Genomic DNA, 18,154 nt, shown 5'->3' with positions numbered 1-18,154 from the left:
AGTCACAGCGGGGCCGGATAGCATCTGGCTCCGATGGACACCGAAGCACAGCCGACGGAACGCGACCGCTCCTCCCGCCCCGACACGGGGGCCGTGGAGGAACGGTCGCGTTTCGCGTTGGTGTCGCGGATCACCGAGTGGCTGCCGGGCGGGTGGATCACCCTCACGCTCTTCGTCTGCCTGCTGTTTTTGCTGCTTCTCAACACTTTCGTGGTGCAACCCTTCCAGATTCCCAGCGGATCCATGGAACAGGGATTGAGGATCGGGGACCGCGTTCTCGTAAATAAGTTGGCGTACCGTTTCGGTGCCGAGCCGCGGCGCGGTGACGTCGTCGTGTTCGACGGCACCGGGTATTTCGGGGACGCCGACTACATCAAGCGCGTCGTAGGTGTGGGGAGAGACCATGTGGTCTGCTGCGACAAGGAGGGGAGGATCGAAGTGAACGGCCGGCCGGTCGACGAGACGGCGTTCCTCCACCCGGGGGACAGCGCGTCCGCCGTCCCCTTCGACGTCGTCGTGCCCAGCGGCACACTGTTCGTCCTCGGCGACCACCGCAGCAACTCCAGCGACTCCCGTGACCACCTGGGCTCCCCGGGCGGCGGCATGATCCCCGTCGGGGACGTCATCGGCCGCGCCGACTGGATCGTCTGGCCGACGGGCCACTGGAGGCACCTGAACCGCCCCGCCGCCTACGCGCGCGTGCCCGCGGCGGAGGGCGCGCATGGGTAACCGCGGAAAACCGCGCGGCGTGCCGAGCAGCGCCGCGGAGAACCTGCTGCCCACCGGGACCCGGCGCGCCGCAAGCCCGGCCGGCGGCCGTTCCCGCGCGGAGCGGCGCAAGCTCCAGCGCAAGGTCAAGCGCAAGCGCAGGCGCAGCGCGGTCCGTGAGATACCGCTGCTGGTCGGCGTGGCCGTCCTGATAGCCCTCGTACTGAAGACGTTCCTCGTCCAGGCCTTCGTCATCCCGTCGGGCTCCATGGAGCAGACGATCCGGATCGGCGACCGCGTCCTGGTCGACAAGTTCACCCCGTGGTTCGGCTCCAAGCCGCAGCGCGGGGACGTCGTCGTCTTCCACGACCCGGGCGGCTGGCTGGCGGACGAGCAGACCACCAAGAAGAACGATCCGGTGGTCGTCAAGCAGTTCAAGGAAGGGCTCACCTTCATCGGTCTGCTGCCCTCCGACAACGAGAAGGACCTCATCAAGCGGGTCATCGGGGTCGGCGGCGACCACGTCAAGTGCTGTGACGCACAGGGACGGGTGACCGTCAACGGCGTGCCCCTGACCGAGGGTGACTATCTGTATCCGGGCAACGCCCCCTCCACCACCCCGTTCGACATCACCGTCCCGCAGGGACGGCTGTGGGTGATGGGCGACCACCGGGCCAACTCCGCCGACTCCCGCGCGCACCAGAACACCGACTACGGCGGCACGGTCTCCGAGGACTCCGTGGTGGGCCGGGCCATGGTGATCGGCTGGCCCGTCGGGCACTGGACCAGGCTGCAGGAACCTAAAACCTTCGCAAGCGTGTCGAACTCCGTGTCGGGGTCGACCGCCGCTCCCGAACTGTCGCATAGGGTTGCCTCCGACGAACCGAACGGATTCATCCAACTCCCGACCCCTGCGGAACTCCCGCTCGTTATGGGAGTGGTGGGCCTGCGTCGTGCATGGGGCAGGCGGCGGCACAGAGTAAGGAGTTGGCGTGGGGGATGTAGCGGTTGGCGCACGGTCGGGACACGACGGCGAGGAGCACCCCGGGCGCCCCGCGGAAGAGAGTGTCCCCGGCCCGGACGGCGACATGACCTCAGGGAATGAGCCCCGACCGGCCGGCGGCGGCCCGTCCTCGGGCGGGCAGCGGCCGGGGAGCGGGGAGGACGGGCCGGGCGGCTCGGCCGCCGGCCCCAAGAAGCCCCGCTCCTTCTGGAAGGAGCTGCCGATCCTGGTCGGTATCGCGCTGGTGCTGGCGCTGCTGATCAAGACGTTCCTGGTGCAGGCGTTCTCGATCCCGTCCGACTCGATGCAGAACACCCTCCAGCAGGGTGACCGCGTCCTGGTGGACAAGCTCACCCCCTGGTTCGGCTCCGAGCCCGAGCGCGGCGAGGTCGTCGTCTTCCACGACCCGGCCGAGTGGCTCAAGGGCGAGCCGACGCCCACCCCCAACGCCGTGCAGCAGGTCCTCAGCTGGATCGGCCTGATGCCCTCCGCTGAGGAGAAGGACCTGATCAAGCGGGTCATCGGCGTCGGCGGCGACACGATCGAGTGCAAGGGCTCGGGCCCGCTGAAGGTCAACGGCAAGGCGTTGAACGAGCCCTATGTCTACCCCGGCAACACGCCGTGCAGCGTCGACGACCAGGGCGGCCAGTTCAAGGTGAAGGTCCCCAAGGGCTACATCTGGGTGATGGGCGACCACCGCCAGAACTCGCGTGACTCGCGCTACAACCAGGACGACAAGAACCACGGCATGGTCCCGGTCGACAAGGTCGTCGGCCGCGCCATCGTCAAGGCCTGGCCGATCAACCGCTGGGGCACGCTGCCGGTCCCGGACACCTTCGACCAGCCCCTCGACCAGCAGTCCTCCGCCGCCGCGTCCCTCTCGGTCGCGCCGCAGGGCCTCGCGCTCGTGGGCGTGCTGCCGGTGGCGGTGTGGCGGCGCAGGCGCACCGCCGCCCGGACGACCGAGCCCGGCACCAGGGCTTAGGCCCACAACCGGCGACTCGCGGCCCCCGGTCCGGTGACGGGTCGGGGGCCCAGACATGACCCTCGTGAAGCCCCCAGGAGGCGGTGAAGTCCTCCGGGAGCCGTGGAAGCTTTGGAAAGCTTGTGACCGGGGTCGCGAAAGAGGGGCTCCCCCGGCCCCGTACCGCCGGGTAGGGTGCGGGTCCATGGGTGGCGAGAGCACTACACGTACGGCCCCGCGCAGCGGCGGCACAGGCACGGCGCAGGTCGGCAGCCGGCTGGGACAGCGGTTGTCTGGGCTGGCCGTCGCGCTGGGTCTCGTGCTGTTCCTCGGCGGATTCGCGTGGGCAGCGGTGATCTACCGGCCGTACACCGTCCCCACCAGCTCGATGGCGCCGACGATCAACATGGGCGACCGCGTCCTGGCCCAGCGCGTCGACGGCAACGAGGTGCGCCGCGGTGACGTCGTCGTCTTCCGCGACAAGTCCTGGGTCACCAACGCGAACGTGGTCAAGCGCGTGGTCGCGGTCGGCGGTGACACGGTCTCCTGCTGCACCGACGGAAAGCTCACCGTCAACGGCAAGCAGATCGAGGAGCCGTATCTGCCCAAGGGCAGCCTGGCCGAGGCCAAGAACATCCCGACCGTGAAGGTCCCCCAGGGCCGGCTCTTCCTCCTCGGCGACGAACGCCAGGGCTCCCTGGACTCCACCGCCCACCTCACGGACGCGGCCAGAGGCACCGTCTCGCGCAACGCCGTGAGCGCCCGCGTGGATGCCGTCATCTGGCCGATGGACGGCATGCTCAAGCGCCCCACCGGCTTCGAGGCCCTCGGCGCCCTGTCCCAGCCCGGCCCGCTGCGCATCATCTTCTGTCTGATCGTCGGCGGTGCGGTCCTCGTCCTCGGCGGCGGCGCGTACGGCCCGATCGCCAAGCGGGCTGCCCGCTCCCGCACCGGCACGCGGCCGGAGCCGGCCAGTGCCGGCTGAGGCCACGGACGCGGGCGAGACGGCCGCCAGGGACGACGGGGGCCCGGGGGACGTGTACGAGGACTCGTACCAGGGCGGTCTGCGCAAGGTCGCCAGGGTCGTCCTGCTCGACCCCGAGGACCGTATCCTGCTGCTGCACGGGCATGAGCCGGACGATCCGGCCGACGACTGGTGGTTCACTCCGGGCGGCGGCCTGGAGGGCGACGAGACCCGTGAACAGGCCGCGCTGCGGGAACTCACCGAGGAGACCGGTATCACCGAGGTCGAACTCGGTCCGGTGCTGTGGCGGCGTATGTGCTCGTTCCCGTTCGCGGGCCGCCGCTGGGACCAGGACGAGTGGTACTACTTGGCTCGTACGGCCCAGACGGTGACCGAGGCGGCCGGTCTGACCGAGCTGGAGCGGCGCAGCGTCGCCGGAGCTCGATGGTGGACGTGCCAGGAACTGACCCGGGCGCATGAGACGGTGTATCCGACCAGACTCGCCGAGCTGCTGCGGAGGCTGCTCGACGAAGGTCCCCCGGCCAGGCCCGTGACCCTTGACCCGGAAATCGTCTAGGGGCCCGCGGGACTGGCGCACAATGGTGGGATCGCACGGGTGAAGGGGAACATGCCATGAGCGCCGAGGACCTCGAGAAGTACGAGACCGAGATGGAGCTCAAGCTCTACCGGGAGTACCGCGATGTCGTCGGTCTGTTCAAATACGTGATCGAGACCGAGCGGCGCTTCTACCTCACCAACGACTACGAGATGCAGGTGCACTCGGTCCAGGGCGAGGTGTTCTTCGAGGTGTCGATGGCCGACGCCTGGGTCTGGGACATGTACCGGCCCGCCCGCTTCGTGAAGCAGGTACGCGTCCTCACGTTCAAGGACGTGAACATCGAGGAGCTGAACAAGACCGATCTGGAACTCCCGGGCGGGTGACGGAGTTGTCCACAACCGCTGAGCCGTCCACCAAGATCCACTTCTTGGGGGCGGATGCGTGAGCGTTGGCGCCGGAGGTGGTGCCGACATGAACGCACGCAGTGCACTCGGCAGGTACGGCGAGGAACTGGCCGCCCGGCGGCTGGTCGAGGCCGGGATGACGGTCCTGGAGCGCAACTGGCGCGGTGGCAGGACGGGCGAGATCGACATCGTTGCCAGGGACGGCGACGTGCTGGTCGTCTGCGAGGTGAAGACCCGCAGGAGCGGTGGCTTCGAGCATCCGATGGCGGCGGTCACGCCCGAGAAGGCCGGACGGCTGCGCGGCCTGGCCGAGCGGTGGATCCACGCCCACGGCGGGGCCCCGCCCGGAGGCGTCCGCATCGACCTGGTCGGCGTCCTGGTGCCCGACCGCGGCGCGCCGGTCGTCGAGCATGCGCGGGGGGTGGCCTGACATGGGATTCGCCCGTACGTGCTCGGTGGCGCTGGTGGGCGTCGAGGGCGTGGTCGTCGAGGTCCAGGCCGACCTGGAACCCGGGGTGGCGGCGTTCACGCTGGTGGGGTTGCCGGACAAGAGCCTGACGGAGAGCAAGGACCGGGTGAGGGCGGCCGTGGTGAACTCCGGCGCCTCCTGGCCCTCGAAGAAGCTCACGGTCGGCCTGAGCCCGGCGTCGGTCCCGAAGGCGGGCAGCGGCTTCGACCTCGCCGTCGCCTGCGCGGTGCTCGGCGCCGCCGAGCGGATCGACCCGCGGGTGCTCGCCGACATCGTGATGATCGGAGAGCTGGGGCTGGACGGCCGGGTGCGCCCGGTCCGAGGTGTCCTGCCGGCGGTGCTGGCCGCGGCCGACGCCGGATACGAGCAGGTGGTGGTGCCGGAGTGCGCCGCCGCGGAGGCCTCACTGGTGCCCGGGGTGTCGGTGCTGGGCATCCGCAGCCTGCGGCAGCTGATCGCCGTGCTGACGGACGAGCCGGTGCCCGAGGAGGTACCGGACGAGCAGGGCCGCCCCGATCCGCTCCTGGCCGGTCTGCGCGTGCCCGGCACCGGAGCCGCCACGGGCATGCACAGCCTGGGCACCGCCCAGCACGATCAGGACCACGACCTGGCCGACGTGGTGGGCCAGCGCTCGGCGCGCACGGCGGTGGAGGTGTCCGCCGCGGGCGGCCATCACCTCTTCCTGGAAGGGCCGCCCGGTGCCGGCAAGACGATGCTCGCGGAGCGGCTGCCCGCCGTCCTGCCCCGGCTCACCCGGGAGGAGTCCCTGGAGGTCACCGCCGTGCACTCGGTGGCCGGACTCCTGCCCCCGGGCAAGCCGCTCATCGACGTCGCCCCCTACTGCGCCCCGCACCACTCGGCCACCATGCAGTCGCTGGTCGGCGGCGGCCCGGGCGTCGCACGGCCCGGTGCCGTGTCACTGGCCCACCGGGGAGTGCTCTTCCTCGACGAGGCCCCGGAGTTCCACAGCCAGACGCTCGACTCCCTGCGCCAGCCCCTGGAGTCGGGGCACGTCGTGATCGCGCGCAGCGCGGGTGTGGTGCGGTTCCCGGCGAGGTTCCTCATGGTGCTCGCGGCCAACCCGTGCCCCTGCGGCCGCTTCTCCCAGCGGGACACCCTGTGCGAATGCCCGCCGTCGGCGATCCGCCGCTATCAGGCGCGACTGTCCGGCCCCCTGCTCGACCGGGTCGACCTCCGCGTCGAGGTCGACCCCGTGACCCGGGCCCAGCTCACCGACCCCGGCGCCCGGGGCGAGTCCACCGCGACGGTCGCCGACCGGGTCAGGGCAGCCCGGGAACGAGCGTCGGCACGCCTCGTCGGAACGCCGTGGCGGACCAACAGCGAGGTGCCGGGGCGGGAACTGCGCAGCACCTGGCACGCGACGACCGGCGCCATGGACGAGGCGGAGCGGAACCTCGAACGAGGCGTGCTGACCGCCCGCGGGCTGGATCGCGTCCTACGGGTCGCCTGGACGGTCGCGGACCTCGTCGGCCACGACCGGCCCGACGCCACGGACGTCGCCCTCGCCCTTCAACTGCGCACCGGAGTCCCACGGGGCGTGCCCATGGCCATCGGGGCACTGACGTGAGCGCAGGCGACGATCCCGGCGGCGACCCGCACGCCCGCGACCTGCTCTGCCGCGTCCTGCTCACCCGTGTCATCGAACCCGGCGACGAGACCGGTGGGCGCTGGCTGCGGGAGTACGGGGTGCGGGAGGTCGCCCGGCGGTTGCGGGCCGGTGGGGAGCCGCTGCCGGGGGTGAGCGGGACGCGCTGGGCGGGGCTGGTGGCGCGGGCCGCGCAGGCCGAGCCCCGGCGGGATCTGGACATCGCGCGGGACGCCGGCGTGCGGTTCGTGTGCCCCGGGGACGGCGAGTGGCCCGCCCAGCTCGACGACCTGGGGGACGCCCGGCCCACGGGACTGTGGGTGCGCGGCAGCCCCAGCCTGCGGATGTGGGCGCTCCGGTCGGTCGCCGTCGTCGGGGCCAGGGCCTGCACGGAATACGGCGCCCACATGGCGTCAACGCTGGCCGCGGGGCTCGCCGAACACGGGTGGGTGGTGGTGTCCGGCGGCGCCTACGGGGTCGACGGCGCCGCTCACCGGGGCGCCCTCGGCGCGAGCGGCGCCACGGTCGCCGTACTGGCCTGCGGGGTCGACCGGCCCTATCCGCGCGGGCACACCCAGCTGATCGCGAGGATCGCGGAACAGGGCCTGGTGGTGGGGGAGTTGCCGCCCGGTGACCATCCGACGCCGAGCCGGTTCGTGCTGCGGAACAGAGTGATCGCGGCGCTCACCAGGGGCACGGTGGTCGTGGAGGCCGCCTACCGCAGCGGCTCGCTGGTCACGGCGCGGGCGGCGCAGCGCCTGGGGCGGTACACCATGGGGGTGCCCGGACCCGTCACCAGCGGACTCTCCGCGGGCGTGCACGAGCTGCTGCGCGGGGAGGCGGCCCTGGTCACCGATGCCGCGGAAGTCGTCGAGCTGATCGGTGACATGGGTGAGCTGGCCCCGGCCCGGCGCGGCCCGGTGCTTCCCCGCGACCTGCTGGAACCGGCCGCGGGGCAGGTCCTGGCCGCCGTGCCCGGGGGCCGTGCCGCACCGCCCGGGGAGATCGCGCGCGGCGCGCAGACGACGGAGGACGAGGCGATCGCGAGGCTGTACGAACTCCGATCACTTGGCTATGTCGAACGACACGGCGTTGGCTGGAAGTTGACACGCCAGGCCCTGATCTCGGTCCGGGGCGGTCACAGTCGGTGCTGACCGAATGGGTTCGGCCGTCCGGGGGAATCCCCGACGCCCTTGGGATTTCCCCCAGTTGACACCCCCGCTCCGTCACGCAGAGCGACGTGCGGAGCTCGGTGGGGTGCGCCTCGGAGGGGGTTCGCGCAGGGGTGGTGCCTCGTTGTTCGCACACCGCGACTCCCCAGTCACGCTACGCTCACGAAGACCCCGACGCAGACCGCGCCAACTCGACACCAGACCGACAGCTCACGCAGGCAATCACTTTCACCCTTTTTCACCCTTTCCCGGCACTTCACTGCAGAACGGCACAAGGCGACGAATGCCCCAGCACACCTCCGGGTCCGACCGGGCGGCGATCCCCCCAGCCGCCCGCGACGGTGGCAGCGTGCGGCCGCCCGCTCCGTCGACGCTCGACGAGCTGTGGCGGTCCTACAAGGCGACAGGGGACGATCGGCTGCGGGAACAGCTGATCCTGCACTACTCGCCGCTGGTGAAGTATGTGGCGGGACGGGTGAGCGTCGGGCTGCCGCCGAACGTGGAGCAGGCCGACTTCGTGTCCTCGGGGGTGTTCGGGCTGATCGACGCGATCGAGAAGTTCGACATCGAGCGGGAGATCAAGTTCGAGACGTACGCGATCACCCGGATCCGTGGCGCCATGATCGACGAGCTGCGGGCGCTGGACTGGATCCCCCGGTCGGTGCGGCAGAAGGCGCGGAACGTGGAGCGGGCGTACGCCACGCTGGAGGCACGGCTCAGACGCACCCCCTCGGAGCACGAGGTGGCGTCGGAGCTGGGCATCGAGGTCGACGAACTCCACGCGGTGTTCAGTCAGTTGTCGCTGGCGAACGTGGTGGCCCTGGAGGAGCTGCTGCACGTCGGGGGTGAGGGCGGGGACCGGCTGAGCCTGATGGACACGCTGGAGGACACCGCCGCCGACGATCCCGTGGAGGTCGCCGAGGACCGGGAACTGCGACGGTTCCTGGCGCGGGCGATCAACACGCTGCCGGAGCGGGAGAAGACCGTCGTCACCCTCTACTACTACGAGGGGCTCACACTCGCCGAGATCGGGAACGTGCTGGGGGTCACCGAGAGCCGGGTGAGCCAGATCCACACCAAGTCGGTGCTGCAGCTGCGGGCGAAGCTGGCGAGCTTCGGCCGGTGAGCCGGCGGAAACGCCGTGTGAGGCCGGAGTGCCTCCCGTCCGGGGTGATACATCCGTAAAGTGGTTGACGTGCCAAGGATTCGAGCGGCCTCCGTGGCCGAGCACCGGTCGATGCAGCGAGCCGCCCTGCTGGACGTGGCACGGTCCCTGTTGTCCGAGGGCGGGACGGAGGCGCTGACCTTCCCGGCCCTCGCCGAGCGGACGGGGCTTGCGCGGTCGTCCGTGTACGAGTACTTCCGGTCGCGGGCCGCCGTGGTCGAGGAGCTGTGCGAGGTCGACTTCCCGGTGTGGGCGGCCGAGGTCGCGGCGGCGATGGAGCGGACGGAGTCGGCCGAGGACAAGGTCGAGGCGTATGTGCGCAAGCAGCTGGCGCTGGTGGGGGACCGCCGGCACCGGGCCGTCGTGGCGATCTCGGCGAGTGAGCTGGACACAGGGGCACGCGAGAAGATCCGGGCCGCGCACGGCGGGCTCGTCGCGATGATCGTCGAGGCGCTGGGGGAGATGGGACACGCGCAGCCCCGGCTGGCGGCGATGCTGCTCCAGGGGGTCGTGGACGCGGCGGTGCGCCGCATCGAGCTGGGTGCGGCCGAGGACCCCGCCGACATCACGGACGCGGCCGTGGCGATGGCGCTGCGGGGTGTGCGGGGCTGAGCCCCGCTCAGGCGGGCAGCGGCACGCCCAGCACCGGCAGCAGTCTCGACGGCCCGCGGTTCAGCAGCCACGGCGGCAGCAGGGACAGCGGGGCCAAGTAGGTCTCGCCCCTGATCAGGCCCCAGTGCAGGCACGCACTCCCGCAGTGCGACCCGGTCGGCTCCAGCACCCCCACCACCTCCCCGGCCGCCACCTCGTCGCCCTTCCTCACCGACGGGCGCACCGGCTCGTACGTCGTCCGCAGATCCGTTCCCGCCAGCTGCACGGCGACCACACCTCTGCCCGCCACCCGGCCCGCGAAGGACACCCGGCCCGCCGCCACCGAGCGCACCGGTGTCCCGGGTGCCGCCGCCAGGTCCACTCCGCGATGGCCGGGACCGTACGGTGTCGCCGGGGGCTCCCAGCCCCGTACCACCGCGGGACGCGTCCCCACCGGCCAGGCGCGGCCGATCGCGGGTACCGGCGGTGGCGGAGCCGGTGGCGGTGCGTCCGCCCGGGCGAACGGGGCGAGTAGTACCGCCGCCAGTCCCAGCGGCAACGCCGCCCACGTCCACCCGCAAGGCCTCGCTCGTCGCATCACTCGTCGCATGTCAGAACGGTCCCGCAGCCCCGTCGATCATGGCTGGGATCTGTGGACAACTCACCGGTTGTGGACGGCGGCGTCACCCGGTGCCTCGCGGGTCCCGTACACTTCTTTTGGCGATCCGGGCCACCGGGTCGACTTCGCACGCCCCGACACCTGATGATCACAAACAGGTGTCAGCGCCTCTCGGTCCCTCGCGGCAAGGCGCACTCGGGCGTCAGGCGCGGGTGCCGGCCGGTACCCGCGGCACAACCGAGAAACTCAAGGAGAACGGCCATGGCCGTCGTCACGATGCGGGAGCTGCTGGAGAGCGGCGTCCACTTCGGTCACCAGACCCGTCGCTGGAACCCGAAGATGAAGCGCTTCATCTTCACCGAGCGCAACGGCATCTACATCATCGACCTGCTCCAGTCGCTGTCGTACATCGACCGCGCCTACGAGTTCGTCAAGGAGACCGTCGCCCACGGCGGCACGGTCATGTTCGTCGGCACGAAGAAGCAGGCGCAGGAGGCCATCGCCGAGCAGGCCACCCGCGTCGGCATGCCCTACGTCAACCAGCGCTGGCTGGGCGGCATGCTCACCAACTTCTCCACCGTCTACAAGCGTCTGCAGCGCCTCAAGGAGCTCGAGCAGATCGACTTCGAGGACGTCGCCGCGTCCGGTCTGACCAAGAAGGAGCTTCTCGTGCTCTCGCGCGAGAAGGCCAAGCTGGAGAAGACCCTCGGTGGTATCCGCGAGATGCAGAAGGTGCCCAGCGCCGTCTGGATCGTGGACACCAAGAAGGAGCACATCGCGGTCGGTGAGGCCCGGAAGCTCAACATCCCGGTCGTCGCCATCCTCGACACCAACTGCGACCCCGACGAGGTCGACTACAAGATCCCGGGCAACGACGACGCGATCCGCTCCGTCACCCTGCTCACCCGTGTGATCGCCGACGCCGTCGCCGAGGGCCTCATCGCCCGCTCCGGCGTCGCCACCGGCGAGAAGGGCGAGAAGGCCGCGGGCGAGCCGCTCGCCGAGTGGGAGCGCGACCTGCTCGAGGGCGAGAAGAAGGACGAGGCTCCGGCCGCCGAGGCTGCCGAGGCCCCCGCCGCCGAGGCTCCGGCTGCCGAGGCCCCCGCCGCCGAGGCTCCCGCTGCCGAGGCTCCCGCTGCCGAGACCCCGGCCGCCGAGGGCGAGCAGGCCTGACTCCGTCAGCGTCAGTGTTGACGGCGGGGGCGGCACTCCATCCATCAGCGCCTCCGGCGCGGTGAAGTCCGCCCCCGCCGTTCACCCGCGGATCAGCGGCGCGTCGGCAGCCCCGGCTATACGGGAACTGCAGATCCCCTGATCTTCGATCCTCCAGACTTCGAGAAAGATTCACAGACTCATGGCGAACTACACCGCCGCCGACGTCAAGAAGCTTCGTGAGCTCACTGGCGCCGGCATGATGGACTGCAAGAAGGCGCTGGACGAGGCCGAGGGCAACGTCGAGAAGGCTGTCGAGGCGCTGCGCATCAAGGGCCAGAAGGGCGTCGCCAAGCGCGAGGGCCGCTCCGCCGAGAACGGCGCCGTGGTCTCCATCATCGCCGACGACAACTCCTCCGGCGTTCTCGTCGAGCTGAAGTGCGAGACGGACTTCGTCGCCAAGGGTGACAGGTTCCAGGCCGTGGCCAACACCATCGCCGAGCACGTCGCCAAGACCTCCCCGGCCGACCTGGAGGCCCTGCTCGCCTCCGAGATCGAGCCCGGCAAGACCGTCCAGGCGTTCGTGGACGAGGCCAACGCCAACCTCGGCGAGAAGATCGTCCTGGACCGCTTCGCGCAGTTCTCCGACGGCTTCGTCACCGCCTACATGCACCGCACGATGCCCGACCTGCCCCCGCAGATCGGTGTCCTCGTCGAGCTCGACAAGCAGAACGATGAGGCCGCTGCCGTCGCCAAGGGCGTCGCCCAGCACATCGCCGCCTTCGCGCCGAAGTACCTCTCCAAGGAGGACGTCCCGGCCGAGGTCGTCGAGTCCGAGCGCCGCATCGCCGAGGAGACCACCCGCGCCGAGGGCAAGCCCGAGGCCGCGATCGCCAAGATCGTCGAGGGTCGTGTCAACGGCTTCTTCAAGGACGCCACGCTGCTCGGCCAGCCGTACGCGCTGGACAACAAGAAGTCGGTCCAGAAGGTGCTGGACGAGGCCGGTGTCACCCTGAGGCGCTTCACGCGCATCAAGGTCGGCATCTGAGTCCGTACCGCGATCGACGCGCGACCCCGATAGGGTCGACAGCAGTCGGCCGTTCCGTTCGCGTATGCCGCCCCGCACACGCGCGTGACGGACGACAGCAGATCTGACGAGGAGGCCATTGCCGCGCATGGGAGCGAAAAACGACCCCATCGGCAATGGCCTTCTTCGTATGTGCAACACGTGAAAGAGGCGGGATCTCCATGACCACCAAGCCCCAGAAGAGCGATGACGGCAAAGTACACGGCCGGTTTCTGCTGAAGCTGTCCGGTGAGGCATTCTCCGGCGGCGGGGGCCTGGGCGTGGACCCCGACGTAGTACACAAGATCGCCCGCGAGATCGCGGCCGTCGTGCGGGACGGCGCGGAGATCGCCGTCGTCATCGGCGGCGGCAACTTCTTCCGCGGCGCCGAACTCCAGCAGCGCGGCATGGACCGGGCCCGCTCGGACTACATGGGCATGCTCGGCACCGTGATGAACTGCCTCGCCCTCCAGGACTTCCTGGAGAAGGAGGGCATCGACAGCCGGGTGCAGACCGCCATCACCATGGGTCAGGTCGCCGAGCCGTACATCCCGCTGCGCGCCGTGCGCCACCTGGAGAAGGGCCGTGTGGTCATCTTCGGCGCCGGTATGGGCATGCCGTACTTCTCCACCGACACCACCGCCGCCCAGCGCGCCCTGGAGATCGACGCCGAGGCGCTGCTGATGGGCAAGAACGGGGTGGACGGGGTCTACGACTCCGACCCCAAGACCAACCCGGACGCCGTCAAGTTCGACTCCCTCGGCTACGGCGAGGTCATCACGCGCGACCTCAAGGTCGCCGACGCCACCGCCATCACGCTGTGCCGCGACAACAAGCTGCCGATCCTCGTGTTCGAGCTCCTCGCGGAGGGCAATATCGCGCGGGCCGTCAAGGGTGAGAAGATCGGCACGCTGGTGGGTGACCAGGGCACCCGGGACTGACCGTAGATGCACCCGGTCCCTGACCGGGGGATGGACAATGTCCTGCCGGTCGGGAACCGTGCAGGAAGAAGACGCGACGCAGCCGGCCGCCGCCACCGCCAAGGAACGCAGCCGGGCCTACTCAAGACACGCAGGAGCAAGTGGTGATCGAAGAGACCCTCCTCGAAGCCGAGGAGAAGATGGAGAAGGCCGTCGTGGTCGCCAAGGAGGACTTCGCCGCGATCCGCACCGGCCGTGCGCACCCGGCGATGTTCAACAAGATCGTGGCCGACTACTACGGCGCGCCGACGCCGATCAACCAGCTGGCTTCGTTCTCCGTGCCGGAGCCGCGCATGGCGGTCGTGACCCCGTTCGACAAGAGCGCCCTGCGCAACATCGAGCAGGCGATCCGCGACTCCGACCTGGGCGTCAACCCGAGCAACGACGGCAACATCATCCGCGTGGTGTTCCCCGAGCTCACCGAGGAGCGCCGTCGCGACTACATCAAGGTCGCCAAGGGCAAGGCCGAGGACGCGCGGGTGTCCATCCGCTCCGTGCGCCGCAAGGCCAAGGACGCCATCGACAAGCTGATCAAGGACGGCGAGGTCGGCGAGGACGAGGGCCGCCGTGCGGAGAAGGAGCTCGACGACACCACCGCGAAATACGTGGCTCAGGTGGACGAGCTCCTGAAGCACAAGGAAGCGGAGCTGCTCGAGGTCTGATGAACGACTCTTCCTGGGGGGCGCCGCCACAGACCGGGTACTGGGGGCCCACCGACCAGGGGCATGGCCACGGCTACGTCCAGGGCCATGCCCAGGGAGCCGCCCCGGCGGGTCCCGCGTACGATGCGCTTGACGCGCAGCACACTCGCCCCATGCCCATCGTGCCCGACGACGTACCCGCGTACGGCGGAGACCAGGATGAGGACCGGGGGGCCGCCCGGCTGAGCGGCCCCTTGTTCCGAGACGAGACCCCGACGGCGCAGCCCTACCCGGTGACGCCGCAGAATCCGGAGCCCATGCCCGACGCACCGCAGCCGGCGCCCGCACCGCAGAAAAAGAGTGCGGGCCGCGATCTGAGTGCTGCCATAGGCGTCGGCGTCGGGCTCGGTGTGGTGATCGTCGCCTCTCTGTTCATCGTCAAGGCCGTGTTCGTCGGCGTCATAGCGGTCGCCGTCGTGGTGGGCCTGTGGGAGCTGACCAGCCGTCTCCAGGAGCGCAAGGGCATCAAGGCGCCCCTGGTGCCGCTGGCGCTCGGCGGCGCCGCGATGGTCGTCGCCGGGTACGTCCGGGGTGTCGAGGGCGCCTGGGTGGCGATGGCGCTGACCGCGCTCGCGGTGCTGGTCTGGCGCATGACGGAGCCGCCCGAGGGCTACCTCAAGGATGTCACGGCCGGTGTCTTCGCGGCGTTCTACGTGCCGTTCCTGGCCACGTTCGTCTCGCTGATGCTGACGGCCGACGACGGCCCGTTCCGCGTCCTGACCTTCCTCCTCCTGACGGTCGTCAGCGACACCGGCGCGTACGCCGTCGGCTGGCGCTTCGGCAGGACGAAGCTCGCCCCGCGCATCAGCCCCGGCAAGACCCGCGAGGGCCTGCTCGGCGCGGTCGCCTTCGCGATGGTGGCCGGCGCCCTGTGCATGCAGTTCCTGATCGACGGCGGCAGTTGGTGGCAGGGCCTGGTGCTGGGCCTCGCGGTCGCGGCCAGCGCCACGCTCGGCGACCTCGGCGAATCCATGATCAAGCGGGACCTGGGCATCAAGGACATGGGCACCTTGCTCCCCGGCCACGGCGGCATCATGGACCGCCTGGACTCGCTCCTGCCGACGGCACCGGTGGTATGGCTGCTGCTGGTCCTGTTCGTCGGCTCGGCATAGCCACGGCCCACCACCGCGAGCGAGCCCCCGCCCTCACCGAGGACGGGGGCTCGCCTGCGTGTGCGTCGTGGAGCGGTCGGCGTCAGTAGTGCGTGCCGTACCAGGTCCAGCGTGAGGTCTCGATGCCGTCCTGGCCCCAGGGGGTGGAGTAGACGGCATCACCGTTGGCCGAGGTGCGCAGAAGGTTTCCGTCGAGGTTGCGCAGGTCGTCGTAGTCGGCGTTCCAGAACTGATCGGGACCGTTCCCGCAGGCGGACATCCACAGAGCGTTGGTGGCGGACTTGGTGTCCGTGGTGAGGCACTGGCCGGTGGCCGCGCTCACCAGCCGGCGGTACGTCCGCCCGGAGGGGTAGTCCTGCCAGGTTTCGCCGCCCCAGTTCCAGTAGGTGCCCGGCGACTGGTTGCAGGAGCCCGACCAGACTCTGTCGGTCACGGTCGACGCGGTGAGGCAGTTGCCCTCGTAGGCGTTCTTGTACGTCCAGTCGGTCGCCGCGGACGCCGTGGACAGCGAGCCCGCCACGGTGAGCATGAGGGCGGCGAGTCCCATGGGCACGGTCAGGCGCAGGGTCTTCAGCGGTTTCATGATCGCGAGAATTGAGGGCAGGGGAGGTGTCCGTGCAAATCAAACGTGAACACGTCATGTCTCTTCGGTCATGTTCGCGCCAAGCGCGGCGACTGTGATCCATCCACGGCGAAACGGTGGGCCCCCGGGCCACCCATGTGGATCTGCGACACTGGTACAGCCATGCCTAAGCCCGGAGAACTTGCAGTGTTCCGGCGGGAACCGGCCTCTTACCTGCGCGTTTGCCGCTAGCGGGAGCCGATCGGCGGTTGCTGGGCCGTCGCTGGGCCGTCAAGACTCCTTAGAGAGGTTCGTTGACATCGGGGAGCGCAATCTCCGCTATGGAAGCGCCGTCCGGCGCGTCGGGGTCGGAGGGGGAGTCGGTTCCCCCCGCCTTAAGACGTTGCTCCCGCTCCAGTCGCTGTTGTTTGAGACGCGCTACACGAGCGGGAGACTGAAAGACTTCGTCCAGAATCTCGTCCATCAGACCCAGAATTTCCGTTGCGGTGGCGTTGTCCATCGGTTCTGAAACGAGGTCGCCATGCGCGACCTCGTTTCCGCCGAAGCGAACTTCGTGAGCGGCATCCCGGACGTACTCGCGGATGAGCTTGTCATCGAACAGTTTGTCGATTTTCTTTTCGAGGCTGCCCCTGACGATGCCTCGTTCCTTCGCCGTTGCTTCCACAACCGCACGTGCCAGCGCTACGGCTGCACGGTTAGCTTCGATACCGAGGCACTGATGAGCTTCTGCAGCCATGTCGGCAATGGGCGCCGGGACATCCTCGAACGTGCGCTTACCAACTTGGCGTGGGAGCCAGTCGGAGTGGTTGAGCACCAGACGCCGGACGCCCGCGAAGGGGTCTCCCTGTCGCTGTCCGGTGACGAGACTGAGGCGGTCACAGCCATCGCACTGAAACACTACGTTGACGGCGTCTCCGCCCCAGCCACCCGCGATGGCCACCTCGTGAACTATCTGCATGTTGCAGCGATCACCGCACCAGCCGCACGTTCTAGCTTCTCCCATAACGGAAGGCTAGGGCCCGCAAGTTGTGCCCGTCACGGAATTATGGGCTGCTGCCGCAGCGCTGCATCTATGGCTCGTCGGGTCCTCTGCTGACTGCTCGGCATGAGATGCGCGTACACCCGCAGCGTCAGCGCCGGGTCGGTATGCCCGAGGTACTGGCTAACGGCTTTGATGCTCTCTCCAGCGTCCAGCAGGACGGACGCGTAGAAGTGCCTCAGCGCGTGCATGCCGTGCTCGCGTGCCGACGCGTACTTGCCGTCTTCCCCAGCGTCCGGGATGAGGCCAGCGACCGCGAGCGCGGGCTTCCACTCCTGGATGTTGAAGTTGCTGCGCCACACGACCCCGCTCGCGGTGTTCGTGAACAGGAGGCGGGCCGACACCTTCGGGCCGTCCGGCTTCCGCCACGGCAACGTGATCCCAACGGGCTTGAAGGCGTCCATGTGGACACGCAGGGCCTCAGCCACCGACGACGGCAGCGGTACGTCCCGCTCCTTGTTGCACTTCGGCGGGGCGAACACGGCCTTCCCCCGGATGAGCTTCACCTGCCGGACCACCCGCAGGATGCCGCCCTCGAAGTCGATCGCGTCCTCAGCGAGACCAACGATCTCCCCCTGTCGCAGTCCGCACCCTGCTCCGGTGTCGACCATGGTCCGGTACCGCTCGGGGAGCGCCGCGCGGACCGCGTGCACCTGGGTGGGAAGCCACGGTATGACGCGGCGCCGCTCGGCCGCCGGCGGGCGAACGGACTTAGCGGAGCAGGGGTTACGGGGCAAGAGGCCGTCGTCCACGGCCGCGCTCAGCACGGCGCGAACGTCGCCGTAGATGTTGCGTGCGTACGCGCCGCTCACGGCAGGGTTCGCCTCCAGCGTGCTCGTGAGTTCGCGGATGTGCTCGGGGCGGAACGAGTCCAGCGGTCGTGTGCCCACGACGGGGAACGCGTGCAGGCGCAGCCGCTGTTCGGTGACGATCTGGCTCGACACGTCGGCTGTGTGAGCCTTGAGCCACTTCTCGGCGTAGGTCTTGAAGGTGATCCGCGCTGCGCGCGGGTCGATGTAGTGGCCGCGCGACATGTCGGACGCGGTGTTGGTGAGCCACTTCTCGGCGAGGCGCTTCTGTCCGTCAGGGAAGCTCTTGGACTTCTCGGTGCCGTCGGGGCCGATGTACCGGGCCCGGTAGCGCATGCCCGTGCCGTAGCGGTCGGTCTTGACACGAACCTCTTTGCCGTTGGCGTCGGTCTCGGTCTTGAACCAGCGGTCTTGGATGTGGCCTGCCATGTGGCGGCGGTCCTCTCTCAACACACAGCAGGGAGAGCCCAAGGCTCTCCCTGCTGTGT

At 69.6% G+C, this 18,154-nt stretch carries 20 protein-coding genes; 16 read left to right on the top strand and 4 right to left on the bottom strand.

Translation table 11 applies throughout. The annotated features are described in order from the left end of the window. Nucleotides 1-33 precede the first annotated feature (33 nt). The 11 genes from lepB (ACFY1J_RS34405) (at nucleotide 34) to ACFY1J_RS34355 (ending at nucleotide 9,626) form a co-directional block, all read left to right on the top strand. On the top strand, nucleotides 34-729 hold the full coding sequence (lepB, locus tag ACFY1J_RS34405; protein ID WP_390712570.1) for a signal peptidase I: 696 nt from the start codon (nucleotides 34-36) through the stop codon (nucleotides 727-729). Then, the gene (gene lepB / locus ACFY1J_RS34400) at nucleotides 722-1,813 is read left to right on the top strand and encodes a signal peptidase I (RefSeq protein WP_390712571.1); all 1,092 of its coding nucleotides are present in this window, start codon (nucleotides 722-724) and stop codon (nucleotides 1,811-1,813) included. Before lepB (ACFY1J_RS34405) ends, lepB (ACFY1J_RS34400) begins: the two co-directional genes overlap by 8 nt. After that, nucleotides 1,701-2,696: a signal peptidase I gene (gene lepB, locus ACFY1J_RS34395; RefSeq protein ID WP_390712572.1), complete on the top strand. Its 996-nt coding sequence runs from the start codon at nucleotides 1,701-1,703 to the stop codon at nucleotides 2,694-2,696. Before lepB (ACFY1J_RS34400) ends, lepB (ACFY1J_RS34395) begins: the two co-directional genes overlap by 113 nt. A 184-nt stretch (nucleotides 2,697-2,880) precedes the next feature. Further along, complete coding sequence (gene lepB, locus ACFY1J_RS34390; RefSeq protein ID WP_390712573.1) at nucleotides 2,881-3,660, top strand: signal peptidase I; 780 nt, start codon at nucleotides 2,881-2,883, stop codon at nucleotides 3,658-3,660. Nucleotides 3,661-3,712: 52 nt separating this feature from the next. After that, nucleotides 3,713-4,216 carry an NUDIX hydrolase gene (locus tag ACFY1J_RS34385; protein WP_390712614.1) on the top strand — a complete coding sequence of 168 codons (504 nt, stop codon included), beginning with the start codon at nucleotides 3,713-3,715 and terminating at the stop codon, nucleotides 4,214-4,216. A gap of 56 nt (nucleotides 4,217-4,272) precedes the next feature. Beyond that, the gene (locus ACFY1J_RS34380) at nucleotides 4,273-4,581 is read left to right on the top strand and encodes a DUF2469 domain-containing protein (protein ID WP_008745401.1); all 309 of its coding nucleotides are present in this window, start codon (nucleotides 4,273-4,275) and stop codon (nucleotides 4,579-4,581) included. Nucleotides 4,582-4,669: 88 nt separating this feature from the next. After that, complete coding sequence (locus ACFY1J_RS34375; protein ID WP_390712574.1) at nucleotides 4,670-5,032, top strand: YraN family protein; 363 nt, start codon at nucleotides 4,670-4,672, stop codon at nucleotides 5,030-5,032. Between the two features lies 1 nt (nucleotide 5,033). Then, nucleotides 5,034-6,659, top strand: coding sequence for a YifB family Mg chelatase-like AAA ATPase (locus ACFY1J_RS34370; protein ID WP_390712575.1), 1,626 nt, complete (start codon nucleotides 5,034-5,036; stop codon nucleotides 6,657-6,659). Beyond that, nucleotides 6,656-7,831 (top strand): DNA-processing protein DprA, encoded by a 1,176-nt coding sequence (gene dprA, locus ACFY1J_RS34365; RefSeq protein WP_390712576.1) that lies wholly within the window; start codon nucleotides 6,656-6,658, stop codon nucleotides 7,829-7,831. Before ACFY1J_RS34370 ends, dprA begins: the two co-directional genes overlap by 4 nt. A gap of 301 nt (nucleotides 7,832-8,132) precedes the next feature. Further along, nucleotides 8,133-8,975 carry an RNA polymerase sigma factor WhiG gene (whiG, locus tag ACFY1J_RS34360; RefSeq protein ID WP_390712577.1) on the top strand — a complete coding sequence of 281 codons (843 nt, stop codon included), beginning with the start codon at nucleotides 8,133-8,135 and terminating at the stop codon, nucleotides 8,973-8,975. A 93-nt stretch (nucleotides 8,976-9,068) separates the two neighbouring features. Further along, nucleotides 9,069-9,626 (top strand): TetR/AcrR family transcriptional regulator, encoded by a 558-nt coding sequence (locus ACFY1J_RS34355; RefSeq protein WP_390732591.1) that lies wholly within the window; start codon nucleotides 9,069-9,071, stop codon nucleotides 9,624-9,626. A 7-nt stretch (nucleotides 9,627-9,633) separates the two neighbouring features. Here the strand turns inward: ACFY1J_RS34355 and ACFY1J_RS34350 are convergent, their stop codons facing one another. Next, the gene (locus tag ACFY1J_RS34350; protein ID WP_390712616.1) at nucleotides 9,634-10,203 is read right to left on the bottom strand and encodes a murein hydrolase activator EnvC family protein; all 570 of its coding nucleotides are present in this window, start codon (nucleotides 10,201-10,203) and stop codon (nucleotides 9,634-9,636) included. Nucleotides 10,204-10,485: 282 nt separating this feature from the next. Here ACFY1J_RS34350 and rpsB point away from each other — a divergent pair, with 282 nt between their 5' ends. From rpsB to ACFY1J_RS34325, 5 genes are all read left to right on the top strand, one after another. Then, complete coding sequence (gene rpsB, locus ACFY1J_RS34345) at nucleotides 10,486-11,397, top strand: 30S ribosomal protein S2 (RefSeq protein ID WP_390712578.1); 912 nt, start codon at nucleotides 10,486-10,488, stop codon at nucleotides 11,395-11,397. A 181-nt stretch (nucleotides 11,398-11,578) separates the two neighbouring features. Beyond that, the gene (gene tsf / locus ACFY1J_RS34340; protein ID WP_390732578.1) at nucleotides 11,579-12,424 is read left to right on the top strand and encodes a translation elongation factor Ts; all 846 of its coding nucleotides are present in this window, start codon (nucleotides 11,579-11,581) and stop codon (nucleotides 12,422-12,424) included. Nucleotides 12,425-12,624: 200 nt separating this feature from the next. Then, a complete protein-coding gene (gene pyrH / locus ACFY1J_RS34335) occupies nucleotides 12,625-13,383 on the top strand; it encodes a UMP kinase (RefSeq protein ID WP_390712580.1) in 759 nt (252 codons plus the stop codon). Nucleotides 13,384-13,526: 143 nt separating this feature from the next. Beyond that, nucleotides 13,527-14,084, top strand: coding sequence for a ribosome recycling factor (gene frr, locus ACFY1J_RS34330; RefSeq protein WP_067041614.1), 558 nt, complete (start codon nucleotides 13,527-13,529; stop codon nucleotides 14,082-14,084). Next, nucleotides 14,084-15,235 (top strand): phosphatidate cytidylyltransferase, encoded by a 1,152-nt coding sequence (locus tag ACFY1J_RS34325; protein ID WP_390712581.1) that lies wholly within the window; start codon nucleotides 14,084-14,086, stop codon nucleotides 15,233-15,235. Before frr ends, ACFY1J_RS34325 begins: the two co-directional genes overlap by 1 nt. An 82-nt stretch (nucleotides 15,236-15,317) precedes the next feature. On the opposite strand, the gene ACFY1J_RS34320 is transcribed toward ACFY1J_RS34325, so the two are convergent. The 3 genes from ACFY1J_RS34320 to ACFY1J_RS34310 form a co-directional block, all read right to left on the bottom strand. Further along, nucleotides 15,318-15,818, bottom strand: coding sequence for a hypothetical protein (locus ACFY1J_RS34320; RefSeq protein WP_390712582.1), 501 nt, complete (start codon nucleotides 15,816-15,818; stop codon nucleotides 15,318-15,320). 280 nt (nucleotides 15,819-16,098) lie between these two features. Then, nucleotides 16,099-16,758: a DUF4145 domain-containing protein gene (locus ACFY1J_RS34315; protein ID WP_390732577.1), complete on the bottom strand. Its 660-nt coding sequence runs from the start codon at nucleotides 16,756-16,758 to the stop codon at nucleotides 16,099-16,101. Nucleotides 16,759-16,853: 95 nt separating this feature from the next. Next, nucleotides 16,854-18,095, bottom strand: coding sequence for a tyrosine-type recombinase/integrase (locus ACFY1J_RS34310; protein ID WP_390732576.1), 1,242 nt, complete (start codon nucleotides 18,093-18,095; stop codon nucleotides 16,854-16,856). Between the last annotated feature and the right edge of the window lie 59 nt (nucleotides 18,096-18,154).

It is taken from the genome of Streptomyces sp. NPDC001406, from assembly GCF_042895285.1.
Lineage (GTDB): Bacteria > Actinomycetota > Actinomycetes > Streptomycetales > Streptomycetaceae > Streptomyces.
This window is presented reverse-complemented; position numbering and strand designations above follow the sequence as displayed.